At 59.5% G+C, this 23,832-nt stretch carries 18 protein-coding genes; 4 read left to right on the forward strand and 14 right to left on the reverse strand.

Annotated features, from left to right (window positions below; translation table 11 throughout):
* Positions 1-150 precede the first annotated feature (150 nt).
* Entirely contained in the window at positions 151-1,059 is a 909-nt protein-coding gene (locus ETAA8_RS01030) for an Lnb N-terminal periplasmic domain-containing protein (RefSeq protein ID WP_145083601.1), read from the forward strand.
* Between the two features lie 83 nt (positions 1,060-1,142).
* Here ETAA8_RS01030 and ETAA8_RS01035 read toward each other — a convergent pair whose 3' ends face one another.
* The 3 genes from ETAA8_RS01035 to ETAA8_RS01045 all read right to left on the reverse strand — a co-directional run bounded on the left by ETAA8_RS01035 (position 1,143) and on the right by ETAA8_RS01045 (position 3,532).
* A complete protein-coding gene (locus tag ETAA8_RS01035) occupies positions 1,143-1,445 on the reverse strand; it encodes a hypothetical protein (RefSeq protein WP_145083604.1) in 303 nt (100 codons plus the stop codon).
* A gap of 85 nt (positions 1,446-1,530) precedes the next feature.
* The gene (locus ETAA8_RS01040; RefSeq protein ID WP_145083607.1) at positions 1,531-2,184 is read right to left on the reverse strand and encodes a hypothetical protein; all 654 of its coding nucleotides are present in this window, start codon (positions 2,182-2,184) and stop codon (positions 1,531-1,533) included.
* Between the two features lie 31 nt (positions 2,185-2,215).
* Complete coding sequence (locus ETAA8_RS01045) at positions 2,216-3,532, reverse strand: CARDB domain-containing protein (RefSeq protein ID WP_145083610.1); 1,317 nt, start codon at positions 3,530-3,532, stop codon at positions 2,216-2,218.
* A 195-nt stretch (positions 3,533-3,727) separates the two neighbouring features.
* Here ETAA8_RS01045 and ETAA8_RS01050 point away from each other — a divergent pair, with 195 nt between their 5' ends.
* Positions 3,728-5,041 (forward strand): Gfo/Idh/MocA family protein, encoded by a 1,314-nt coding sequence (locus ETAA8_RS01050; protein WP_145083613.1) that lies wholly within the window; start codon positions 3,728-3,730, stop codon positions 5,039-5,041.
* A 127-nt stretch (positions 5,042-5,168) separates the two neighbouring features.
* Here the strand turns inward: ETAA8_RS01050 and ETAA8_RS01055 are convergent, their stop codons facing one another.
* Genes ETAA8_RS01055 through ETAA8_RS01065 form a run of 3 tightly spaced genes read right to left on the reverse strand, consistent with a single transcriptional unit; the run spans position 5,169 to position 7,357 of the window.
* On the reverse strand, positions 5,169-5,495 hold the full coding sequence (locus ETAA8_RS01055; RefSeq protein ID WP_145083616.1) for a hypothetical protein: 327 nt from the start codon (positions 5,493-5,495) through the stop codon (positions 5,169-5,171).
* A 30-nt stretch (positions 5,496-5,525) separates the two neighbouring features.
* Entirely contained in the window at positions 5,526-6,623 is a 1,098-nt protein-coding gene (locus ETAA8_RS01060; RefSeq protein WP_145083619.1) for an anti-sigma factor family protein, read from the reverse strand.
* Positions 6,624-6,640: 17 nt separating this feature from the next.
* The gene (locus ETAA8_RS01065) at positions 6,641-7,357 is read right to left on the reverse strand and encodes an RNA polymerase sigma factor (RefSeq protein ID WP_145083622.1); all 717 of its coding nucleotides are present in this window, start codon (positions 7,355-7,357) and stop codon (positions 6,641-6,643) included.
* A 282-nt stretch (positions 7,358-7,639) separates the two neighbouring features.
* Between ETAA8_RS01065 and ETAA8_RS01070 the strand changes: the two genes are divergently transcribed.
* Positions 7,640-9,310, forward strand: coding sequence for a permease (locus tag ETAA8_RS01070; RefSeq protein WP_202921486.1), 1,671 nt, complete (start codon positions 7,640-7,642; stop codon positions 9,308-9,310).
* A gap of 60 nt (positions 9,311-9,370) precedes the next feature.
* On the opposite strand, the gene proC is transcribed toward ETAA8_RS01070, so the two are convergent.
* The 6 genes from proC to ETAA8_RS01100 form a co-directional block, all read right to left on the reverse strand.
* On the reverse strand, positions 9,371-10,177 hold the full coding sequence (proC, locus tag ETAA8_RS01075; RefSeq protein ID WP_145083625.1) for a pyrroline-5-carboxylate reductase: 807 nt from the start codon (positions 10,175-10,177) through the stop codon (positions 9,371-9,373).
* Between the two features lie 295 nt (positions 10,178-10,472).
* Positions 10,473-11,450: a hypothetical protein gene (locus ETAA8_RS01080; protein ID WP_145083628.1), complete on the reverse strand. Its 978-nt coding sequence runs from the start codon at positions 11,448-11,450 to the stop codon at positions 10,473-10,475.
* A 27-nt stretch (positions 11,451-11,477) separates the two neighbouring features.
* The gene (locus ETAA8_RS01085) at positions 11,478-13,232 is read right to left on the reverse strand and encodes a DUF4339 domain-containing protein (protein WP_145083631.1); all 1,755 of its coding nucleotides are present in this window, start codon (positions 13,230-13,232) and stop codon (positions 11,478-11,480) included.
* Between the two features lie 184 nt (positions 13,233-13,416).
* A complete protein-coding gene (locus tag ETAA8_RS01090) occupies positions 13,417-14,874 on the reverse strand; it encodes an APC family permease (protein ID WP_145083634.1) in 1,458 nt (485 codons plus the stop codon).
* A gap of 57 nt (positions 14,875-14,931) precedes the next feature.
* On the reverse strand, positions 14,932-19,452 hold the full coding sequence (locus ETAA8_RS01095) for an SdrD B-like domain-containing protein (protein ID WP_145083637.1): 4,521 nt from the start codon (positions 19,450-19,452) through the stop codon (positions 14,932-14,934).
* A 167-nt stretch (positions 19,453-19,619) separates the two neighbouring features.
* On the reverse strand, positions 19,620-20,735 hold the full coding sequence (locus ETAA8_RS01100; RefSeq protein ID WP_145083640.1) for a WD40 repeat domain-containing protein: 1,116 nt from the start codon (positions 20,733-20,735) through the stop codon (positions 19,620-19,622).
* A 411-nt stretch (positions 20,736-21,146) separates the two neighbouring features.
* On the opposite strand from ETAA8_RS01100, the gene ETAA8_RS01105 reads away from it, so the two are divergent.
* A complete protein-coding gene (locus ETAA8_RS01105) occupies positions 21,147-22,130 on the forward strand; it encodes an alpha/beta hydrolase (RefSeq protein WP_238397848.1) in 984 nt (327 codons plus the stop codon).
* 18 nt (positions 22,131-22,148) lie between these two features.
* On the opposite strand, the gene hpnC is transcribed toward ETAA8_RS01105, so the two are convergent.
* Entirely contained in the window at positions 22,149-23,051 is a 903-nt protein-coding gene (gene hpnC, locus ETAA8_RS01110) for a squalene synthase HpnC (RefSeq protein ID WP_202921487.1), read from the reverse strand.
* A gap of 33 nt (positions 23,052-23,084) precedes the next feature.
* Positions 23,085-23,792 carry a hypothetical protein gene (locus ETAA8_RS01115; protein WP_145083651.1) on the reverse strand — a complete coding sequence of 236 codons (708 nt, stop codon included), beginning with the start codon at positions 23,790-23,792 and terminating at the stop codon, positions 23,085-23,087.
* Positions 23,793-23,832: the final 40 nt, after the last annotated feature.

The following is a 23,832-nucleotide window of genomic DNA, read 5'->3' on the forward strand; positions in this document are numbered from 1 at the left end:
TAAGGTGAACTGGCTAACTGGCGTCCCAACTTCGCGGAGCTAGCTGGCTATCAGGGGCGACAGCTGCATTGCTCTTGCTGCCAGCGGACACTTTCTGTAATTCCACCACGAAAATAGCCTCACTCTGCCGCCGCTCCGTCGACCGATATCATGCCGAGCCCGCTTATCAGCTCGAACGTCGCCCAGCCAGCTAGCCGCTGCCTTGTCGTCGGCGCTATCTTGCTGGTCACCGCACTCGCTGGTTGTAAGAACGGACCAGCGGCCGCCAATGGCACCGCACCGCTGGAACTCCCCACCATTACCACCGCGTCGAACGATCGGAACTGGATCATCGAGCACCGCGTGCTGGCCGATGCCAAGATGGCCGGCGATCAGATCACCATTCACAACGTTCGCGATGCCGAGTTCTTCACTTACCGCGATTGCGTCGTCGACTACTACGACAAAACATTCAAGCTGGGCGACGTGCAGAACGTCGACTATCTGGTCGTCCCTTTCAACGAGCAGCGGGCACTCGCCCATACGATGCTCAGCTTTGGCCTGGCCGATGGTGATCGGGTTGGTGTCTCGGTCGAAGTACGACTCGAACAAGGCGAAGAGTATCATCCGGCCACGGGTCTGCTCGGGCAGTTCGAGCTGATCTATGTCGTTGCCAGCGAGCGGGATTTGATTCGCGTCCGCACCGAGCATCGCAAGTGCGATGTCTATGCCTATCGCGGCAACTCCACTCCCGAACAAACGCAGGCACTGTTGGTCGATATCCTCCGCCGCGTGAATCAGCTCCGTACCAAGCCCGAACTGTACGACTCGATCAGCAACAACTGCACGACGAACATCGTCCAGCACATCAACAAGTTGGCCCCGGGCAAGATTCCGCAGGACTATCGCGTGCTCCTCCCCGGCTTCTCCGATCAACTGGCCTACGAATTAAAACTGATCGACACCACATTGCCCTTCGAAGAGACGAAGCGTCGAGCCCGTGTGAACGACCTGGCTCTCAAGTATCGCGACGACCCCAACTTCTCAGCCCGCATTCGCGGCGAGCGAATCGCCCGCTAGTTATCTCTGGTTAACCGGGCTGCTTGCGGCCGTCGAACTAGTAGTTTGCTTGATTTGCAGTTCGCCCGCGCAAGCGCGTGGGTTCACCAAATGACAATGATCGCTAGTCGAGTTACGCGTGTCGCGCCCGGTTTATCAACACCCCCTTTTGCGTGCATCACCTGCAAGCCGTTGCGTGGCAATGAATTGCGGCCAATTTGGTAACTCTGAAAACATCCTATTTGTTGATAAACGTCCGCGGTGCATCTCGCTGCGACTGCAAGCTGGCCAGCAAAGCCAAGAAACAGTTCCTCGCGCCGCGCACGAACGGTTCCCGTCGCAATCTCCTTCCACCAAAATGCAAAAACAATCAATTTATTTATGAATAGTTCGTGAATACTTGTCAAGTATCTGTGCCGTAATTTTCTCGCTATCGCGCCGGGCGATGTGGAGCAGATTGGACGAAGTACCGATCACTCGAAGCGCTGTTGCCTAGAGGCCACTCGTCACTTCTCGCGCAGCGGAAGTTGAACGCTGGTGCGAGATCCACATCGTCACCCAGCCACCAATGCCAGCGACGAGCAGAGAGAACATCACGGGAAGTGAGCTGCGAATCGCTTCGAACTGCAAGTAGTAGTCAGAAGAGTAATACGGCGTCGCCATGGGGGGCGGCGGAAAGTTAGATGGTGGCATGGCGAAGGATGGCGCGCTGTTTGGTGCCGTGGTAGTAGGCACAGGCTGGGGTGGAGTTAAGGTTGGCTCGTAAACTTCCTCGGTCAGGTATTCGGTCACAGGCGGCTTGAAGGATGACGAGGGAATGATGCGAGTACGAGGGTAGCTGACTGCCGGACCACCCGGCTGTGGTTGCCCCATCAGCAGCGTCGACAGTTCGCTGGTCGATTGCTGATAGGCGTTGAAGTAACTCGCCAGCACAACGTTGCCGAATCCCAGCACGAAGAATCCGGTCCAGAATGCGCGGCGCAAAGGCTCACGGTCCCAAATCGCCAGGGCCAAAGTGAGGCAAATCCCCAGTAGCACCAGGTTAGTCGCCAGTTCCATCACGAGCGGTGACTTCGAAACAATCGCCCCGAGCAACACCGCCACGATCGACACCGCGATCAACCCAGTGCGAATTGAAAAGTTCATACTCACTCCTTTGAGTTCAGTCGATTGCGAACTAGATCGTAATCACCTGCGAACTCGTGCCGTTATAGAACGTCAGCGATTGAATCTTCACGCCCCCTGAAGCTGCAGCCAGAACCGCTTCGTAAGGTTGACCATCCGCACGTTGGCCGTTGATGTTGAACTGATTGGTGACCCAAATCGGATTGGCCGCTGCTGCGAGCAGGCGTTGCAGGTCGAACTGCGCGGCGAGCAGTGAAGTGGCCTGATTGCGGCTGATGATATCGGCCACGACTTGCACCGTCTTGGAGTGGTCGCTGTTGCGCACGACGAACGACTCGTCCGCAGTGGCCGAAGTCTTCGCACTGCCGTAAATGTCTTTGGCACTTTCGTAGAAGGCCCACGAGTAGCGACTGTTGCGAGCGAAGTTGACCTCGGGCACGCCGCTGGACGTCCCTTCGGGGTTATAGCTGCCACCGGGAAAGTCAGTGGCCGGATCGAGCGCCATGATCGTATTCACTTCGGTCAGCACTTCGCCCATCTCGGCACCGATGTACGCGCCCCAGCTATGACCGACCACGTTGATTTCATCCGCGGTGATGCCGTAGCCCACCAGCACGCTCGCGGCCCAAGCAGCGACGGGCTTGATAAAGTTTTCGCCACTGCCGCCAATCAGACCGCTGGCTGCGGCCGCCGTCCAATCGAGGACAAGGACCTGATCGTCGGTGTATTCCGCCTCAATCGCAGCGGCAATTTGCGCGACGCCCGTCGTGGCGGGACTGCTGTTGCGGCCGTGAATCACAATCCAGGTATTGCGATCGTTGTACAACTCGGCGCTGGGGTTGAGGGGGCGAAGGGCCACAGCCTTGGTCGTGCTGCTGTACTTCACCGTGCCGGTCAGTGAATTAACAAACAGCGTGCTGGCGGTAGCATCGCCGAGCGTGTTGTTCGTTTCAATGTTCTCGCGAATCCGATTGAGCGGATCGACGACGACGCCAATCGTGTAATTGCCGGCGGCGAGATTCGCGGGAATGGTGAGCGTCTGAACCCACTGCGAATCTCTGGCGGCCGCAATCGTGCTGCGCGTGACCGACGCCAAGAGCAGATCGGTGCGCGTAATCGTCGCATCGGTGCTGAGGCGAAATTCAACGACGTAGCTCCCCGAGGAAACGTTTCCCCGATTGTCGATATCGACGTTGACCTGCACCGTGGAACCAACCGCCACACGGTCAACCATGTTGACGAGTGCCGGCACCAGATCGGCAGCAGGGGTCCACCGTTCTTCCAGTTGTTCGCACCCTAAGCGAACGCGGCGGCGGCGCTGTTCGGGTTGACGTTGGCTCGAACGTTTTTTCTGACTAAAGATCCACATCGCAGCACTCCCACTAAAGAAGGAGGGTGAATCCTACTGCCGCGGCGGGGAAGTGGTCAATTGAGACTGCATTTTACGCAGCGAAATCGGCCGATTCTCTCACTCTTGTTGCTTGCCGCGTACTGAATGCAGCGTTACAACAGCGGGAATTGGGACGCACAGGCAACTCACCGATCAGGCCCCGGAGATTTTCAGATGGCTCGTGTAACTCGCCGCAGGTTCTTATCGGCATCGGCTGCTGCCTCCAGCGCGCTGGCGCTCGGCGCTTGGGTGAATGTAGCCCCGGCGCAGGAGTCGAAATCGCCGAACGAAAAGTTGAACTTAGCCGGAGTGGGAACGACCGGCCGCGCGGGAGCCAATCTGAACGAACTGGCGTACGAGAATCTCGTCTGCATGGCCGATGTCGATAGCGACAAGCTCGACCAGGCTGCGGTCAAGTTTTCGGAGACGCGCAAGTATCGCGACTTCCGCGACATGCTCGAAAAAGAAGGGGACAAGATCGATGCGGTCGTGGTCGGCACGCCCGATCACACGCACGCGCCAGCTGCTGCCATGGCGCTGCGGATGGGCAAGCACGTCTACTGCGAAAAGCCGCTGACGCATACCGTGGTCGAAGCCCGCACGCTCTCGACCCTGGCGAAGGAAAAGAAGCTCGTCACGCAAATGGGCAATCAGATTCACGCCGGCGACAACTACCGCCGTGTGGTCGAGGCCATTCAAGGGGGTTCCATCGGCGAGGTGGACGAAGTGCATGTGTGGGCCGGCGCGATTTATACCGGTGCGACGTTCACCACGAATACCACAGCACCGAAGAATCTCGACTGGAATCTCTGGCTCGGGCCAGCTGCCGAACGGCCTTACAGCGAAGGAGTTCATCCATTCACCTGGCGCAAATACTGGGACTACGGCACTGGCTCGCTGGGCGACTTTGGTTGCCATTACATGGACCTGCCGCATTGGGCCCTCGAACTGCGCGGGCCGTCGTCGGTCGAAGCGAGCGGCACCCCTTATGACCCGGTGAGTTGCCCCGGCTATTGCCTGGCCAAGTACGAATACCCAGCCCGCGGCAAGTTCCCGGCCTGCAAGCTGTTCTGGTACGACAGCGGCAAACAGCCCGAATTGTTAACCACGCTCAAGCACAGCCGCGTGAAACCCGAGACCTGGAAATCGGGCGTGCTGTTTGTCGGCAGCAAGGGAATGTTGCTCTCCAGCTATGGAGATCACTTCTTATTTCCCGAAGAGAAATTCACCGCTTACAAAGCGCCGCCGCAAACGATTGCCAAGTCGCTCGGTCATCATCGCGAATGGACCACCGCCATTCGGACCGGCAGCCCCACGCTATCGAACTTTGACTATGCCGGCGCGCTGACCGAAGCAGTGCTGCTGGGAACTGTCGCTTATCGCCACGGCAGCAAGATCGAGTGGGATAGCGAGAATCTGAAGATCACCAATGCCCCAGCAGCGCAGAAATGGCTGCACAAGGAATATCGCAAGGGCTGGACGCTGTGAGGAAGAGGGGAAGAGTGGGAGAGAGGGCGAGTGGGAGAAAAGCAGGACTTCTCTTCCCCACGCCACCGCCCCTGCGGCGGTGGTTCATTGGCTTGTGCACTACGTTTGCAGAGCAGAGATTTTCGGCTCAGACGGCAGCAAAGGCAGCTTGAACCAGCGCGCGAACGGCAAGCAAAAACAGGGCGAGAAATAGGGCTGCGAAGCCAGCATGCCAGCGCGTGACTGGCCGCCCGGCAAGTGCCGCAGCGAAGCCCATCACAAAGATGGCGCTGAGATCAACCGCGGTAAGAAACGACAGAGTTTGCGCCGGGTGAATCGACGCGTTTCGCCAGAGATAGCCCGGCAGCGTGAGCGTCGTAATCGCCAACAGAGTAGCGATCGTCCACAGACAATAGATGGGCCAAGAGCCCGAAAGCGCAGCGAGCGGCGGCGATGAACTCCCAGGTTCAAGCACCTTGTCACCCCCTCACCTTGTCACTTCTTCCTACGGTTGCCACAAAGCGGGAACCGGATGATCCGGGCTGCGGCCGAGAACGGCATCGTTGATATCGAGGCCGGCAGCGACCTGACCGAGGCGATTGTGGAAGGGATCGTCGAGGGCCGAATCTTGCTGGGTGTTGTTGGCCAGTTTGACGAACTTCACGCGGCCATCTTCATACAGCACGTTTTGACCGCGGCCGGCATGGTTGGCACTGCTGCGGCCCGGTTGCAGGTCGTTCGGTGCATCGGCCAGCAGAGCATATTCAGCGCGGCGGCTGTTGCGCGGCGGCAACACGTTGGCATCGCGCGAGTAGCCCATGTTGTAACCAAAGCTGCCACCCATCCGGTTCTGCAAACTGGTCAGAATTGACTTGGGCGCGGCATCGATTTCGTCCAGCGTGGGAATGAGCTGATGTTCCGGGGCCACATCGCCGCTGCCAGGGCAGAAGAAGTTTTTGCTATCAGGTACCAGCTTGTTGCTCACCAGCGTCGGAGCATAGACGCCGGCGACACTGCGCGGACCGCTCAAAGGAACGTGAGGAAAAGCACCGTCCTGTTGCAGGCCACTGTACTCGTGCAAGGCTGTGCCCAACTGGCGAAGCTGATGCTGACAAAGGTCAACGTTGGCTTGAAAGCGACTGGTATAGAGGGCCGGAAAACTGAGGGCTGAAGCGACCAGCACAATCGCGGAGGCGACGATTACGTCGAGCTTGCGGAGCGTTGGGCCACCGGCTTCGCTGCGCGAAACGGGTGAGAGCGTGACTTTGGGCCGGGCATTGCTTGCGGAAGCGCTGGGCGAACTAACCTGTTCTGCCGCGGCGATAGAACTGGCGGTGATCGCTTTCAGGATGACGGTTTCAGCGCTGTAGGATTCGGCTTTCTGTTCGACAAATTCGCAAGTTCGCGCGGCCAGGCAGAGGGGCGGCTCTTCGAGTTCGGGTTCTTCGAGCAACCCGAGCGTATCGAGCGAGCGACGCATCTTTTCCAATTCGGCGGTCATCTCGGGACACTGAGCCAAAGCTTGTTCGACGTCTACGCATTCCTTGCGGTCGAGTGCTCCCAGCAAGTATCCGAGCAAGTGCTCGCGAGTAAGGCGGGTCATAGCTGCTCTGTTAGGTATTAGTCGACGATTTGATTCTCGGCGACGGCGGTGTCGGCGAGGGTCTCACCCGGAAAGCGTTCGTTCCAGGCCTCGGTCAGTTTCAGCACTGCGGAGTGGACTCGGCTCTTGACCGTGCCGACTGGCACGCCCAACATCTCGGCCGCTTCGCGATACTTCAAATCCTGAAAATACACCAGCTCCAGTGCTTCGCGAAAACCGACCGGCATGGCGGCAATGGTTTCGCTCAGCCACAGGCGACGCTGCTCAGCACCAAACTGCACGGCTGGATTCGGCTCATTCGAGGCGAGCAGGTCGAGCAGTTTGCCATCGGCTGAGTCTCCATCGGCAGTGGATTGCCGATCGAGGCTGAGCATGCGATGCCGCTTGTTGCGGCGTTGCAGGTCGATGGCCTGATGGGTGGCAAGGGTGTACAGCCAGGGGCGAAAGGTCCGCCCTGCTTCGAACTGGTCTCGCTTCAGATGGACTTGCAGGAACGTGGCCTGGAAGGCATCGTCAGCTTGTTCGGCATCTCCCAAGTAACGGCGGAGGTAGTTGAACAACTCGCGCTCGTAACGGTGCACCAATTCGGCGAACCATTCCCGGCGGAGGTGTTCGGACTGCTCCTCGTTGCGATACCCCAGCAGGAGTTGTTCGTCCGACTTGGACGCCAGCAGCGGCTGTGCTTCGCACGACAGGTTCAGGTAATCAGGAGATGTAGCGAGGGTGGCTTTCATGTTTATCTACGAACCAAGTAAGAAGAGAGTTCGTTCGTTTTCGCCGCTAGCACCCTGTCGGCACGCGAGATTAACCCGAGTGGGGTAATCGAGGCCAACGCATCAATCGCGACGCATTCCGTTTGTAACTGTAGCAAACTCGAATCGGCTGAGAAGATTCTTTTCCGCGGTTTGCAACGAATGCGGCGATTACTGCGAGCTGGCTGTGAATCAGGAGAACTCCTGGTTACACTGCCAACTCAGGGCGGTTTACTATCACGGCACACCCAATTTGCAATCGCTATGCCAGAACCCCCTGTAAAGACCGCAACGCCCTATTTGTGGGCGGCCCCGGGCGACGTTAACGCCTTCTTTGGCTTGATGTTAGACAATGTCGCCGGATTGCTATTGACAGTCGGGCTGCTACACGTCGTTTTTGAATTTCCTACAAGTTTTGCCCTGCGTTACATGATTCCCGGCACCGCCATTGGGGTGCTAGTTGGCGATTTGCTTTTTTTCTGGCTGGCCTTCAAGTTAGCGGCCCGTACAGGCCGACAGACCGTCACCGCCATGCCCTTGGGGCTCGATACGCCCAGCACCTTTGGCATGGTTCTCTTCGTGCTGGGACCTGCCTTTATCGCTGCCAAAAAGGCAGGTCTGGACGAACAGGCAGCCGCCCTCAAGACCTGGCACATTGGCATTTGTGCCATCTTTATTAGCGGCATTTTCAAGTTTTTCTGCGCTATCGGGTCCAACCAGTTGCGCAAACTGATTCCCCGCGCGGGCTTGCTCGGTTCGCTAACCGCCGTCGCGCTGGTTCTCATCAGCTTTCTGCCGCTGATCGAAATCCTGCACGCACCGATGGTCGGCCTCGTCGCGCTGGCGATCATCCTGGTCACGTTGATCGCCCGCATCCCGCTACCGTTTCGCACTCCTGGGGCGCTCGGGGCGCTCTTGGTCGCGGGCACTCTTTACTACGTGCTGCAGGGGCTCGAAAGTTCGCAACTGTTGCCGGAGATGTTCCGCCCCGAGAAATTGGCCGACACCATCACGCACGAAACGGCCGTCTCGGCCCTGCTGCCCACCGAGTGGCTCACGGTCTTTCGCTTCGAGTGGTTGGGGGCGATGCCGGACACGGTTCAGTATCTGCCGATCATCATTCCCTTCGCGCTCGGCACGGTGGTGGGCGGCATCGACTGCACCGAGAGTGCTGCAGCTGCGGGGGATGAATACGATACGGCCACGGTCATCGGCATCGAAGCGGGGGCGACATTGCTCGCCAGCGTATGCGGCGGCGTGATTCAAACGACACCTTACATCGGCCATCCCGCTTACAAGGCGATGGGGGGCCGGGCGGCCTATACGCTCGCCACGGCGATCTTCATTGGTACGGCCGGCGTGCTCGGGTATTTCGCGTTTCTCTATCAATGGATTCCGAAGCCCACCGTCTTTCCGATTCTGATTTTCATCGGCCTCGAAATTACCGCGCAAAGTTTTTACGCCACGCCGAAAAAGCATTACACGGCTGTTGCGCTCGCCTGCATTCCCGCCTTGGCCGCCCTGGCGATGATCTATGTGAACAAGTTGCTGGGCGATCCGGACATGGCTGCTGTCTTAGCGCAGAAGCCCTATCTTCTTGCCGAGCAAGGGACGCTGCGGATGCTCTCGAACGGGTTCATCGTCACGAGCTTGCTCTGGTCGTCCGCGCTCGCCGCTGCGATCGACCGGCAGCTGTTTCGCAGCGGTGCGTTCTTTGCCATCGCCGCCCTCTGCACGCTCTTTGGCGTGATCCACTCGCCGCTCGTCAGCGGTGCCATGTACTGGCCGTGGGATCTAGCGGCCGAACACTTGAAGCAGGTGGCGCAGTACACCGCCGGCTATACGCTGATCGCCATTTTGCTCGTCGCATGGGGTGGGCACCTTTGGTATCACGGCGACCCCGGGGCGATGCACGCAGCTGAAGAAGTGCACTAACGTAGTCGAGTCATTTCATGACTCGGACAACGCAGTCACGGAGTGACTGAGCTAATGTTATTACTTGCCGAGTTCGGCGGAACGTTTTGTGGCCGCATCGACGGCGGCAATGAGGGCGCCGCGAACGCCGCGATCTTCGAGTGTGGCCAGACCCGCGATGGTCGTGCCGCCGGGGCTCGCGACAGCGTCTTTCAAGACCCCCGGATGTTCGCCACGAGCCAGGACCATCTCTGCAGCACCGAGCACTGTTTGCGCAGCGAGAGCGGTACTGAGATTGCGCGGCAGTCCGGCTTTCACGCCACCATCGCTGAGCGCTTCGATGATGAGATAGACATACGCGGGACCGGAGCCTGAGAGGCCCGTTACCGCGTCGAGCAGTTTTTCGTCGACCTGGTGTGCGGTCCCCACTGCAGCGAGCAACTTGCCGACGAGCGCTCCATCTTCGGCCGTTGCGCCCGCAGCGAGCGCGTAGGCACTGGCCCCTTTGCCGACAAGTGCTGGCGTGTTCGGCATGACGCGCACGACGCGCTGCGTCTTCAATCCTTCGCACAATTTGGCGAGCGATATGCCCGCAGCAATCGAGACGACTAACTTACCCGCCAGCTTGCCGCCCAGTTCTTGATAGACGGCGGACATCGCTTGCGGCTTGACGGCCAGCACGACCACATCGCAACTGCTGGCGATGGCGACGTTGCTCGCAGCCACTTTCAGCCCGGGGAGCTCGCTCGCCAATTTTTCTGCTGCCGCAGGCACGGGGTCGGCAGCGGTCAGCGAACTCGCGTCGAGCAGTTTCGCACTGACAAAACCATGAGCCAAAGCGCGCGCCATTTGTCCAGCGCCGATGAATCCAAGCGTCGTACCTGCCATGAACCGTGCCTGCGTGAAAGGAGCTTCTGGGCTGCGACCGATAATCGTTCTACTTTAACATGCGGTTGGCGGGGTACATCGGGCCGGGAAGGTTTTCGTCCAACAGGACAGGCGCTGGCTGAGCGAGGTTGGCCCGAAACACTTTCCTGACCCATTTCGCGCGGTGGCAGACGCCTCGCCGACTTCTGTCGTTCCAGCCCTTGGGCTCTGGAGGATGTTCCGGGTCGGCGATTGACGGCTGAAGGCAGGGCGTTGCTGCCCGGAAAACCTCCCGACCCCTATTTTTCCACATCACTCAGCGCTGCCAGAGTTCCGGCAGAAGTTTGAAATCGTACGAGCCAGTGCGCCGGACAGCAGCGGCGGGAAGTTGCAGGAAGAGGGTTTCGCTGCCGGTCGCTTTGGCGGGGGGAATGGCAAAGATCAGCACGTCGCGCACCGACTCGCCCGGGTCGAGCGTCGCCTCGGGCAAATGCCCCGCAATGTCCTGCACGCCCGTGAATCGCTGCGGAGGATAACGACGCCCCGTGTCATCGGCCAGTTCGGCCGCAATCGTTCGGTTGCCATCGCGAAAGTGATTCGCATACCAGCTGATGTAGGGCACCTTTACCTTCAACCGGTTGGTGATCTGCAAATGAATCTGCAGGAACTCGCCTGGCCCGGCGGGGACGGGCAAATTGCCACTATCGCGGGCCATTACATCGGCAAATTCACAGCGCAGCACCCGCACATGAATGCCCGCGCGCAGCCCGGCACTGCGACTGGCGTCGATCCACTTCACCGGCCCGCCGTCTGCGGGCCGCAAGTCGATAATCTCCACCACATCCGCAGCTGCCACCTCTGCCGGCTCACTCGCAACCTTTGGTTCCTTCAGCTTGTTTACCAGCCGCGGCAACATGGCGACAATCGCAGCCGCACTGATGAGGATCGTGACTAGCGCCAAGCGCATCACCAGTCCTTTGGTGCGCGATGGTCGAGGTGCTTCTTCCGCGGCTTCGCTTCTGGTGTCATTTCCGGCGAGTGGAACGGGAATGACTTGTCGCTGCAAATGCGGCGGGATCACTTGCGGCGCAATGGTGGGAGGTGCCATCCGCGGCGAGGTGATTTGCGGTGGGACAGGCCCGGCCAGATTGGCCCGGGGCTGCACCGTGGGTGGCGACAGCGTGAAGACGTGCCCACAGAGTGCGCACCGCTGCGGAAGATGGGCAGCTTCGCCGGCGACGAACTGCCCACTCTGACAACGCGGACAGCGAACCGAAATGGCAGGTAGCGGCATGCGAGCAAGCGGTGTCGATTCTGGAAATTAGGTCTTGGGGGGAGGGGCCGTGTTCGGTACTTCTTCGGGCTTCTTGGGACCATCTGCAGGCTTGGCGGGCTCATCGGAGAGTCCGGGAATCGGAATCTTTCCTGAGGAATCAGGCACCGGCTTTTTCATTTCCGGCTCATCCGACAAACCTGGAATCGGAATCTTTCCCGAGGAATCGGGAACTGGCTTCTTCATCTCTGGCTCGGGTGTGAGCCCCGGCGCAGCGACCGGAGGAACAGCAGCCGGGGGTGGCAGCGGTTTAGGTTCTTCTTCTAAGCCAGGAATCGGAATCGACGTGGAAGAGCGCGTTGCCCCGGGGCCGGCCATACCACCTGGATTCTGCGCAAGGCCCGTTCCAGAGTTCGCGGCCAGCGCTGCGGGCGAGATTGCGATGCCAAAACTTCCTTTCGCCAACTTCGAGAGTGCCTTCTGCGGCAGCACCAGGCGGAAGTCGTTGTCTTGGGGTTCGTTCATGGTAAAGACCAGCGTATCGGGCGTTGATTCGCCCGGCTGGATTTCGGTCGCTGACTTGCGGGCGGCGGTCGGTGTGGCTGCAATGGGCGCCAGAGGCAACGGCAGACCTTCGTCGTCGACGAGTAGCGCCGCCGTGGCTTCGCTGTTCCAGCCCGAGTATTGCTGCGGCCTGGCACTCGCATTCTTGATCTGCAATTCGACGAAGACAAACTTCGGCAGTTCAATTGCGAATGCCTGACTGCCAGGAACCAGGTCGCCCAGGGTGGGTGCTGTGCTGGGTGCCACAATTTCTGGAGCGGCACCGGGTACGGGCGTTGTATTGGCAGCGACAGGAGGTGTCGCAACTGGCGGCACCTTGGCCGCCAGGGCCAGCGCATTGGGATCGACTCGCTTACCCGCAGCATCGACTGCCAGCCAGACGGTAACCTTGTCGACAACCAGGCCATCGCGAATGCCAAGCCGGCTGAACTTCTCGATCTGTGACCATTTTTTAACCGCTTTTACCAAAGTGTCTGCTTCAGCCTTGGCAGCGGCCGCTCTCGGCGCTGCGGTGTCGGTTTTGGCAGCGGTCGCGGTTGTCTTGGTTGCAGGCTTAGCCGGTGCTGTGGCGCCTCGTTCGCTGCTCAAGCCCGGATCAGTTTCTTCCGTCGCAATAACAACTCCCTTGGCAGCGACCGGCTCCGCTGCGGGGGGAGCGTTCATTTTCCAAATGATGGCGATCGCGCCGAGGAGGCCAATGGCTAGAATCGCGCCGCCGAGCGCTAGGACCATCGTCTTCGATTTGTCGGGCTTGGTGCCGGTCAGATCTTCGTCGTCGGTTCTGGCTGCCGCTTTATTCATGGCCGGTGCTGCGCCAGTGTTCACCACAGGAGACCAGGCTGCCGGACCAGCCGCGGCAACCGGCGGCGCTGCTGGTGCCGAAACAACTCGCCCGCGTGGCACTCCCTGTGGCAGGCTGGCCGCAGCAGGTTGAACTCCCTGTTGCTGAACAATGGGGACCCCCTTCGCCACGGGTCTGCCAGCGGGAATCGCCTTCATCGCGCCGCTGGCCGAAGGTGCCGCAACCGGGTGCGCGGCAGTCTTGGGTGTTGCGACGGGCGCGCTGGCCGTGGCAAACAGGCCGGGAACATGCTCGGCCAGGTACCACTGACTGTCGAAGTTTCGCCGTACGTGCGTGGCCGGCACAACGTTGCCCGCCGCAGCCATCTGCACGAGTTGCGTCCACGTGTAGGGGCCATACTCTTGACCGTTGACGTAGCACAGCCATTCAGGATTCATGCAGGCAATCTCCACGACATGCGACGCTTCGCCACACAAATCCGGCAGGGAGGGTGTAAGCCATTCGTAGGCGAAGGAAGTTCCCGTAATTTACTCAGCTGACTTGCGAAACACCAGCGCGAAGGCGAGAAGCCTTATCCGATTGGGGGATTGCTAGTGAAAAAGTAACACTGGCGCGGCGTCATCAGGCTCGTGGTTTGCCGCCCGCGACAAAATCGACGGCAACAACGATTGCCCCTACCACCACGACCCCCAGCGACCAGTAGCCCTCTTCGGTCCCCTCGGTCCAGGCGTATTTAATCCCCGCGTAACACATATAGACACAGGCCAGGACAAAGAGAATTGGCGGTAACGGGTAGAGGGGCACGCGATAGCGGTCGGCACTCAGCTGGCCCCGTTGCCGCAGCACGGCCAAGGCGATAATCACCAGGCAGATGAAGCCCCAATAGAAGGGTCCGGTGAAGACCACCAGCCGGTCGAAGGCCTGAGCATTCGCGCCGAAAATCATCACCAGGGCGATTGTCGCCACGGCTTGAGCCAGCAGAGAATTGAGTGGCACAGCGCGGTGGGCGTCCCAGGCACCAAGCCACCGAAACAGCCAATGCTCGGAGCCCAGTTTGTAAAACACACGCGCGCCGGTGAAGAGCATGCCGTGAATGGTTCCCAGGCAGGAGACCACCACGAGCAGACTGATGGCGCGGTCGCCGATCGGACCCCAGGCAGAATGCAGCACATCGCTGGCGATGGATTTCGATTCATAGACCCCAGCCAGCCCCAACCCGTGGACAAAGCCGAGGTTCAGTAGGAGATAGATCACCGTGACAGCCGTCGTGCCAAGGAGCAGGGCGCGGGTAATGTTCTTTTGCGGATTGGCGACCTCCGCGGCCACGTACGACATATCGCTCCAGCCGCCGTAAGCAAACATCACAAAGATGATTCCCAGCGGCAGCAGGAAGTTCGGCGGTTGCGGAGCAGAAATTGCGACGGGGGGCACCAGAAAGCACCAGGCCGTGAGCGCGACGAACAGCAGTCCCAGCACCTTCGCGGCGGTGAGGACGTTCTGCGTCCAGCGCTCCATTTGAATGCCGAGAATATTGATGACAGTCAGGAGCGCGATGGCAGCCACGGCGAGTATCGTTTCGCCGCGCGCGCCAAGCGCTGTCCGCCAAGAATCGGGCAATAGTTGCAGCGCGAAGGTTGCCATCACGAAAGCGATCGCGCCGATGTTGCCCGGGCGAACAATCCAGAACTCTGCCCAGGCGAAGGCAAAACCCGTGGGACGACCGAAGGCCGTCGTGAGAAAGACGTAGTTGCCACCCTCGTGCGGCAGCGCGGTCGCGAGTTCCGCATAGCAGAGCGCGCCGAGGAGCGCGATCACGCCGCCGATCAACCAGATCAGGGCAATTCCCAGGTATTGCGCTTGCATCAGGCCGTTAGTATCGTCTGGCCCGGGCCAGCCGAGCGTTTGTTGCAGCGCCCAGGTCATCCAGCCAGCGGCGCTCGCGGAGATCAACGGCGAGCTTTTGAAGATCGTCGAGCCGATGATGATGCCCACGATGATCGACGTGGTATCCAGCAGCGTCAAGCGCCGCTGAGGTTGATTCCCCAGCGCGGGTTCGGTTCGTTCAGGCGTAGCAGGCATGCGGCCCAATATACCGGCTCAGGGCGAGCGAGAGGACGCGGCGGTGGTGGGTGATTCCTACTGCTGGGGTACTTCGAACGAAGTTTCGACTTGCAGTTCGCCTTGGCGATATAGCTGCGGTTCGTCGATGCCGTCGCCGTTGAAGTCGCCGACAACCGGCAGGTCGCCGTTGCCCCCCAGTTCGAAGACGCGATCGGCTGCATCGATCTCGCGATTGCCGTTCATATCGACAATCCACTTACCGTTGCGGAAGATGCCGATCTCTTCGATGCCGTCGCCGTTGAAGTCGCCGACAACCGGCAGGTCACCCTTCTCACCGAAGCGGGCCGTTTCGTCACCCTTCGACCAGCGACCATCGCCGTCCATATCGAAGTGCCACTTGCCATCGCGATAGACGCCGATCGAGCGAATACCGTCGCCGTTCCAGTCGCCAGCGATCGGAATGTCGGTCGCCACACCGAACTGGAAGACGTGGTCGATGAGATCGGCCCGCTCCTTGCCGTGCTTCGACAATTGCAGCAAGCGATCGCCTTCGGTCGCCTCTTCGGGCTTCGGCGGAACGTTCTTCTGGCGTTCGCGGGGAATGTTATGTGGGTCGGGCAAACCAGGCTCGTGCTTGATATGCCGCGGATCCATCGGCCACTCGGGGCCAAAGATGCCGATGTCGTCCTTACCGTCGCCGTCCCAATCGCCGACGACCGGTTTGTCAGCTTCGGTTCCCAGCTTGGCCCACAGGTCACCTTCGTCCCAAACACCGTTGCCGTTGACGTCGAGGAACCATTCACCTTTGTAGTAGATGCCGAGCTCGCTCTTGCCGTCGCCGTTCCAGTCGCCGACGACCGGAATGCCATCGGGAATGCCAAACGCGTAGACCCTCGTCTGGCCAGCTTCCCCTTCGACGGCTTCGTTATGGATGGTCCAGATGCCCTTGCGCAGGCGTTCCGAATCCCACTGAATCTGGTCGACGAACAGAGCCGGGCGGAAGACCTTGTCGCTGATGCGCGTGCTGCGCTCCGAGATACGGGGTGAACCCGCATCGATGATGCTCAAGTGCCACGTCCAGCCGGCATCGCCGCCGGTGATCGATTGCTCGGCAACCGGTGGTGGAATGAACAACAGCGGTGCAGGGTCGAGCGGTGGTGGGGGCAATACGAACGGAGGTTCCGGTGGCGGTACGGGTGGCGGCGGCGGTGGTGGTGGAATGATGGTCGGAGTGATCTTCACTTCGCTGAAGTTGTTAAACAGCGATTCCTGACCTGCGGCCAATGGAATTCGTAAGATCGCATCGAACTGGAAGTTCACGCCGGCCGCTTCGAAGATGAAGATCGTCAGCGGATCGACGGTCGTATTCACGTTCACTGCCAAACCGGTCGTCGTGCCCGCAGTGTCTCGGCTATCAAAGTAGCCACTGGGGTGAACTTCGATCACGGTGTAGTTGCCGCCGCGGAGGCCATCGAACTTGTAGAAGCCGTCGCTGTCGGTCGCGAGACGATAAGCGCCACTGCCGCCGTGCAAGGTTTCCGACATGTCGACAACTTCACCGGTCAGCGTATGACGCAGTTCGAGAATTACTCCCGAGATTCGCTGATCGTCGGGCGTCAGTTGGCCGTCGCGAATGTCGTACAGGTTCGCAGGTGGCGTGCTTCCGTTAGTGGGAATAGCGGGTCCATCCTGGAACACATAACCCGACAAGCTGGCGGGCGGAACTTCGCAGAAGTCGTAGCGAGTCGCGTTATCGCCGCTCTCGAGAGTGACGTCGGCAATCACGTCTTGCGACAGATCGTCGCCACCTTCACTGCCCGCCATCTGGCCGCCTTGGAAGTAGCCGGTGGGCTGAGTTTCCTTGACGGTGTACTGACCGGGCTTGAGGTTGAGGAACTCGTAGTAGCCCTGCGAGTTGGTGTGCGTCGTCGCGACGATGGCACCGAACTCGTCGTACAGATTGATCGTCACGCCCGAGAGTGGTTGCTCTTCAGGCTGGAAGATGCAGTCGGGCAGGGTATCGACCCAGACATAACCGCTGAGCCGCGCGGGCAGTACTTCGCAGAAGTTGTAATTGACGGCGTTGTCGCCCGATTCGAGCGTGATCTGGCTAAGTTCATCGGGCGCACTTTCGACACCGCCATGCGAGCCGATTTCCTGGCCGCCATGGAAATAGCCCGCCGGTTGCGTCTGCCGCACGGTGTAAGTGCCAGGCGGCAACTTATCGAACTTGTAGTAGCCGTTCTGATCGGTATAGGTCGTGGCGAGCACGTTATTGCTCACATCGTACAGAGTGATCTTCACGCCCGAGATCGGCTTCTCGCCAGGATCGAAGATGCAGTTGCGAATCGGATCTTCGTGAACGTAGCCATCGATGCTGACGGGCAGGATTTCGCAGAAGTTGTAGTCGGTCGCGTTCTGGCCCGAAGGAATCGCGATCTGGCTCAACTCGTCTTTCGATTCGAGCCCGCCGAGATTGCCCGGTTCCTGCCCGCCGTGGATGTAATCGACGGGTTGCGTCTCGCGTACCATGTACGTGCCGGGAGCCAGATTATCGAACTTGTAGAAGCCGTTTTGATCGGTGATGGTAGTAGCTAGTTGCACGCCGTTGGCATCGTAGAGCGTGATGGTTACGCCGCTGATCGGCTTCTCGCCAGGATCGAAGATGCAGTTGCGAATCGGGTCTTCGTGCACATAACCCGACAAGCTTACCGTCTTGAGTTCGCCGAAGTTGTACTCGATGCCGTTGTCGCCATTGAGCAGCACGACATTGTTCTGCTTATCGTTGGTGGCCGTGCCAACGGTGACGCCACCGATCGTTCCGGGGGTGTCTTTACCGTCGCTCCAGCCCGTGGGCTGAACTTCGACAATCATGTATGTTCCGGCACCGAGGCCCGTGAACTTGTAGAAACCGTTCTGGTCGGTCACTTGCGTGGCGATCTGTGTGCCGCCGGCATCGAGCAGGATGATTGTCGTGCCGGGAATGGTTTCTTCGCCCTGCTCACGAATGCCGTCGTTATCACGATCGTGATAGACGTAACCCGAAACCATCGCGGGTTCTTTTTCGCAGAAGTCGTAGTTGATGCCGTCGTCGCCACCGCGAAGTGAAACGTCGATCGTATCGTTCTCAACGACCGTGCCCGTCTTCACACCGTCGACCGTACCCACATGATCGCCGCCGTCAATCAAACCGGGCGGCGTGATTTCGACAATCGTATACTCGCCCGGCCGCAGACCGGTGAATTCATACTTGCCTTGAGCATTGGTGAGCGTTTGCTTGATAATGTTGCCCTGCTTGTCTTTGAGCAGGACCGTGGCCCCTTCAATCGGGCGCGTGGCTACACCGGCCGCTTCGCAATTGCCGAACTTGTCGGTCAAGCGCACGAGACCGCTGATCGAAGCTGGCAAGGTTTCGGCGAAGTCGTAGCGAATACCGTGAGTATCGCCGAGCGGCATTGCGATTTCGGTGAGTTGATCGGGATCGCCGCCGACGAGGTTACCGGTCTTCACTCCTTGGACCAAACCGACGATCGCACCGACGCTGAAGTATTCATCAGGCTGCTGTTCGCGCACCTGGTAAGTGCCAGTTTCGAGTTTCAGGTCGAGACCGAATTCGTATTCACCCTGGGCATTGGTTTTGGTCGTGTGGCCGGTGAAGACGTAGTTGTTGCCAACCTTTTTCCACAGCGACATGGTGACGTTGCCGATGCCGGTATCACCGGCGTCTTGCGTCAGGTCCGCGTCGTAATCGAGAAACACCTTACCGGCGATGGTGATTGGCTTTTCGATCTGCTGCAGCGGAACCATCACGCCGGTCGAGCGGTCGCGCTTCCCTTCGAAGTCGTCCTGGGGCAGGCCATTGGCATTGCCGGACGACTTGAGAAGATTCGTGCCTGCGAACTGCGTGTCGTAAACGTTGCGGAATTCGCGCGCGCCTTCGACATCGAAATAGTGCGGCGCTTTGAAGGTGGCCGTCGAAATCGAACCTTGGAACTCGACGCCCGAGGTGATCGGGTCGACGCTTTCGTTGTGGATATTGATGTTCGTTTCGCTCGGGTCGTAGTCCTGCACTTCGTCCACGTCGATGCTGAACCGCAGTTTCTCGCCGGCGTTGAAGCCTTTGAAGTTCAGCACCAGGCGCGTGCCGCCGTCTTCGACGGTCCAGGTCACTTCTTGAATGCCCGTTTGCGAAACGATCTGCATGGGGAATGCTTCATCAGCGCCCCAGCCACCCTTGATCGTGTCGAAGAACAAATCGCCGACGCTGCGGCCAACCGGGCCATGGTCGGTATCGATCACCAAGCGAGTGAGTTCCGTTCCGGCAGCACCCCCTTCGAACATCAGTTCGAACGTATCGCCGTGCAAGTCCGAACCACTATCTTCTTCGATGTAGACGACACCCAGCTTGATGGGATCGGCATCCATCATCTGCCGATCTTCCATCGTCTCGAAGCGGCACCGGCGCGAGGCTTCGTCGACGCGGATGGTGCGGCCGCCACTCTTGCGAATCGTGGTGCCGGTGTGCTGCGCGGCTTCCGAGAGACGAGCCGACCAAAGCGAGCGACGACAGATCGAGAGCAGATTCCACAATCCCACAAGTCACCTCCATGTGCTCGGTTCTTCGCGAACGACAAACATCCTTGTTTGCCGTTCAGTCTCGTCTTCTTCTCTCAGGTAGCCCGCAGCGTTAGCGAGGGTGAATCGCTAACAGCGTCGTGCTTCGCTTCACCCTCGCTGACGCGTCGGGCTACTTTCCAACCAACCTAACGTGTGTTCACCGGTGGCAAGCCGAAGCTTGGCAAGCTGGGGGCCGTGCCAACTCGCGGCGTACCAGCGGCAGCCGGTGCCCCGGCAATGTTTTCGGTAATCGTCCATAGGCGCAAGGTCGTGTCGTAGCCAGCCGAGGCCAGCATGGTCCCCTTGGCACCCAGCGCGGCCACGCTGCCGGTGTGTCCGGTCAGCAGGCCCACCTCTTCGTGCTTGATGACATCCCACAGCCGCACCAGGTTGTCGCTGCCACCGACGGCCAATTTGCCCGGAGCATAAAAAGTCGCGGAGAGGACCTTCACTGGCCGCTGCGGCAAATTCTTGCCGACGGCGCCGTCGCTTAACGGCTGAATGTGAATCGTGCGGTCTTCGCCGACAGACGCGAGAAAGCTGCCGTCGGGCGAGAACTCCAGCGCTCGCACGCGTTGCTTGTGGGCGACGAAGTCGCGAATCACGCGGCCATCGGCCACACTCAGCAGGCGAATGCTGCCGCAGCGACCAGCAACTGCGACCGACTTTTGATCGGGAGCAAAGACCACGGTCCGCAAATCGTTGCAGGGGCCGGCCGCTTGCCAGAGTAACTCGCCATCGCTGACGCGATACAGTCGAACAGCTTGTTCGAAACCGACCACGGCCAGCTTGGTTGCATCATCGCTAAATTTGACCGAGGCAATTGCCTGTTCGTGAACCACGAATTGCCGCGGCTTTGGGTCGGCTGTCGTTGGCCACAACAGCACGCGGCGATCGTTCCCCGCCGAAGCGAGGAGCGAACCATCGAGGCTGTAGTCAATCGTGCGGACCCAGTCGGCGTGCGCTTCCAACCGTTGCACCTGGCTCCCATCGTTCAGGCTGTAGATGCGCACGATGTGATCGTCCCCCGCAGTCGCAATCACTTGCCCTTCGCGATGAATCTCGAGGGCCGTGATTACTGGCGGCGTGAGTTCATCGGGATCGGCCTTGAGTTGCACAACGCGGGCCGGCCAATCGAGCCGGGCCGAAATATCGGTTATGCCCGGCGCTTGAGCCTGGGCAGATGACAGCGGCAACAACCACGGCGACGACAGCGTGGCAGCAGCGGCGAGCAGGAATCGGCGACGATGAATGGATGGCATGGTGGTGATTTGCCAGCGTGGGTTTCGCAGCAGACAGGAAGCCGAGTGAGGCAACGCAGCGGCGCGGAAGTCCGCTCGCGCGGCGCTGCTGTTCGTTTTGTATCGGTTGCAAAAGCAGCTGCGCCCCAGCAGAAAGATGCGGCAAAGAAAGTCGCCTGGTAAGCTTTGCGGCCTAGGGAAGCCGTGCCGGGCAAACTGGTGGGGGTGCTAGTGCCGATGCCAGGCGAATTCCACTTAAGCTTCTCCCCGGAGTGAGTTGCGCGGCGGCAGAGCGTAGGATGTCTGCCAGCGATCTGACCGACAACTCTCCCCTCGTGCGAAAGATATGACTCCATGAAATCGAAGTTTCTCTCTGCTTGCGCATGTCATTGTTTATCCGTGGTACTGGCGCTGAACCTGCTCAACTCGGCGATGGCGGCCGAGAACGAGGCGACAAAAGCCAGCAGCGATGGCAATGGCAACGTCGTCATTGGGCCCGACTACAAAATTGATCCCGATCTGACGGATAAGAAGAATCCCAAGGGGAAGTCGTTTGAGTTCTCGCTGAAGTTGGCCGACAGCAAAATATTTCGCGGCGACGATTCGACGCTCGACCCGAAGAAGGCCGTGCGCGAATCGCGCAAGATTTTTGTCTATATTCCCGCTGCTTACAAAGATGGCACGAAGGCCCCACTGCTGGTCACGCTCGACGGCCCGAGTCGCTTGAACCTGGTGCGCAACGCGCTCGACAACTTGACGATTTCCAAAGACCCAAACCGCAAGTTGCCGGCCTTCATCGCGATTGCCGTCGAGAATGGTGGCAACGATGGCAAGGGGAGCCAGCGCGGGCTGGAATACGACACCATGTCCGACCGCTTTGCCCGCTTCATCAACGACGAAGTGTTGCCGGCGGTACTCAACAACCAGGAAATTCGGGCCGCATATCCCAAGCTGGCCTTCACCGAAGATCCGTGGGGCAAAGCGGCCATGGGTTGCAGTTCGGGTGGGGCAGCGGCCTTGACCATGGGTTGGTTTCGCCCCGATCTGTTTCGCCGGTTAATCACTTACTCGGGGACGTTTGTCGATCAGCAGGATGACGATGCGCCCGAAGAGGCCAAGTATCCGCTCGGTGCTTGGGACTATCACTCCGGCTTGAAGTTGATCGAGAACAGCGAGAAGAAGCCGCTGCGCATCTTCACGCACGTCGCCGAGAACGACAACCGCGCGAACGATGCCGAGGCCACCTATCACAACTGGGTGATGGCCAACGAGCGGACAGCTGCGGCGCTGAAGGCCAAGGGTTATGACTATCGCTATGTGTTCAGCAAAGCCTCGCGCCATTGCGACGGCCGAGTGTTCGACCACACGCTGGCCGATACGCTGGTGTGGATGTGGCGCGACTACGAGCCGAAGTAAGGGGCTGCGAAGATAGCGCTACGAAAAGTATCCGCGGACGAGCAACTTAAGCTTTGTCCATTTGCTGACGACGGGGCGACGCGTCCAGACGTCGAACCGCTGGTCGCGAATTGCCTGGGCGATGGCGAGGCCGCCATCGATGAACAGGCGAATAGGCAAGCGTAAGTCGGCGCCGGCTTGCTTCACCAGCGGTTCGCCAGCGCGCAAGAGTTGCTCAGCGCGCTCGACTTGCTCCCGCAGCATGTGGCGAAAAGAATCATCTGGCACTATTTGGCTGGCGGCCTGCGCCGCAAAGCGCTCGTCGGTCCAGCCGAAGGTCTCGCGCTGGTCGCGCGGCAGATAGATGCGCCCCTTCGCGTAGTCGCGGGCCACATCCTGGCAGAAATTGATGTGCTGCAAGCCGGTGCAGATGGAATCGGAGAGGGCAATGTTCGCCGGCGATGCGCTTTGCCCCAGATGCAAAACGAGCCGGCCCACGGGATTGGCCGAGTGCTCGCAATAGCGCGCAAGGTCGGCCCAAGCTTCGTAACGCGTTTGCACCTGTTCCTGGCGAAAAGCACAGAGCAAGTCGCGAAAAGGCTGCTGCGGGATCTGTTTCTGCCCGATCGTCTGCGCGAGCGCAACGAACACCGGATGGCGCGACTCGCTGCCGAGGTCCAACTGCGCTTCCCACCAACTGAGTAATTCGCTGGCTTGCGCGGGGTTGGCGGCCTCATCGGCCAGGTCGTCAGCCCAGCGGCAATAGGCATAAACATTGCAAAGATGCTGATGGAGATGCCGCGGAAAGAGCCAACTGACTACCGAAAAGTTTTCGTAGTGCGAAGTGGCCAGCCCGCGGCAATAGGCCTCTGCTTCTGCCAAGGACGGGCGCGCGTGACTGCTCGTTGGTCCCCAGCGTGCGAGTTGTTCGGCAAGATTCAAGCGAGAGACTTTCGGCGACAGCCTGTTGGAAAGTTAGAATCCCATCACGAGCGAGATAATCAGTGGCATAGCCGCAATCAGCAAGTGGAAAGCTATTCTGACAAAAACCCCAACCGCGTGCAGATTGTCCCGCTGCCGACGATTGCGCAGATCGTCCACCACGGCCAGCGCGACCAGGCCTAGCACTAGCCAGTTGGCCCACCACTCGATGCGGTAGGTAATGAAATGGGTGCTGATTTCCCAAAACTCCAAGACAACCGATATCAACAGCACGAGGCCGATTAATCCGCCCACTGCAAAGGTTGCCCGCCAACATCCAGTGAACCTGCGCATCGGAATAATGTAGAGGACTAACGCCACACCGAGCGTCACGATTCGCAAAATTGCATAAGTGGGAACTGCGAGGCCCAACGTGTTCATGCCTGACAAGACGACGAATCGCAGGAACATCGCTGTCGTGCTGGTGATTCCAAAGATCACCAGCAACCAGTGCCCGGGCTGCGATGGAAAAGTTGGTCCGCCCGTCGCAAATCGCCAGAGCATCAACAACACTGCAACAGCGCCAGCACCCCACAGCGGTGAGAAGACAAAGGCGATTCCCTGAAAAAGCAAACCGTATTGGCCATGCCAATTGTCGTTCGTCGCCCGATCTATCGCCAACAGCACCGCGCTCATGGTGGTCCAAAGCATTAGCAGCGCAATGCTGATCCGCTCGGGCTTGATCTCAAGTTTGGTACACACGAAAGATTCCCGAGCAGCCAGGATTTTGTTTTCTGCCGAG

Source organism: Anatilimnocola aggregata (assembly GCF_007747655.1).
Lineage (GTDB): Bacteria > Planctomycetota > Planctomycetia > Pirellulales > Pirellulaceae > Anatilimnocola > Anatilimnocola aggregata.

Bases quoted from the DNA above. Each gene is read 5' to 3' on its own strand.
- ETAA8_RS01100 (WP_145083640.1), bottom strand. From the start codon at position 20,735: ATGCCATCCATTCATCGTCGCCGATTCCTGCTCGCCGCTGCTGCCACG.
- ETAA8_RS01090 (WP_145083634.1), bottom strand. From the start codon at position 14,874: ATGCCTGCTACGCCTGAACGAACCGAACCCGCGCTGGGGAATCAACCT.
- ETAA8_RS01080 (WP_145083628.1), bottom strand. From the start codon at position 11,450: ATGCCGCTACCTGCCATTTCGGTTCGCTGTCCGCGTTGTCAGAGTGGG.
- ETAA8_RS01060 (WP_145083619.1), bottom strand. From the start codon at position 6,623: ATGACCCGCCTTACTCGCGAGCACTTGCTCGGATACTTGCTGGGAGCA.
- ETAA8_RS01040 (WP_145083607.1), bottom strand. From the start codon at position 2,184: ATGAACTTTTCAATTCGCACTGGGTTGATCGCGGTGTCGATCGTGGCG.
- ETAA8_RS01065 (WP_145083622.1), bottom strand. From the start codon at position 7,357: ATGAAAGCCACCCTCGCTACATCTCCTGATTACCTGAACCTGTCGTGC.
- ETAA8_RS01030 (WP_145083601.1), top strand. From the start codon at position 151: ATGCCGAGCCCGCTTATCAGCTCGAACGTCGCCCAGCCAGCTAGCCGC.
- ETAA8_RS01105 (WP_238397848.1), top strand. From the start codon at position 21,147: ATGGCGGCCGAGAACGAGGCGACAAAAGCCAGCAGCGATGGCAATGGC.
- ETAA8_RS01045 (WP_145083610.1), bottom strand. From the start codon at position 3,532: ATGTGGATCTTTAGTCAGAAAAAACGTTCGAGCCAACGTCAACCCGAA.
- ETAA8_RS01050 (WP_145083613.1), top strand. From the start codon at position 3,728: ATGGCTCGTGTAACTCGCCGCAGGTTCTTATCGGCATCGGCTGCTGCC.
- proC (WP_145083625.1), bottom strand. From the start codon at position 10,177: ATGGCAGGTACGACGCTTGGATTCATCGGCGCTGGACAAATGGCGCGC.
- ETAA8_RS01085 (WP_145083631.1), bottom strand. From the start codon at position 13,232: ATGAATCCTGAATGGCTGTGCTACGTCAACGGTCAAGAGTATGGCCCC.
- ETAA8_RS01070 (WP_202921486.1), top strand. From the start codon at position 7,640: ATGCCAGAACCCCCTGTAAAGACCGCAACGCCCTATTTGTGGGCGGCC.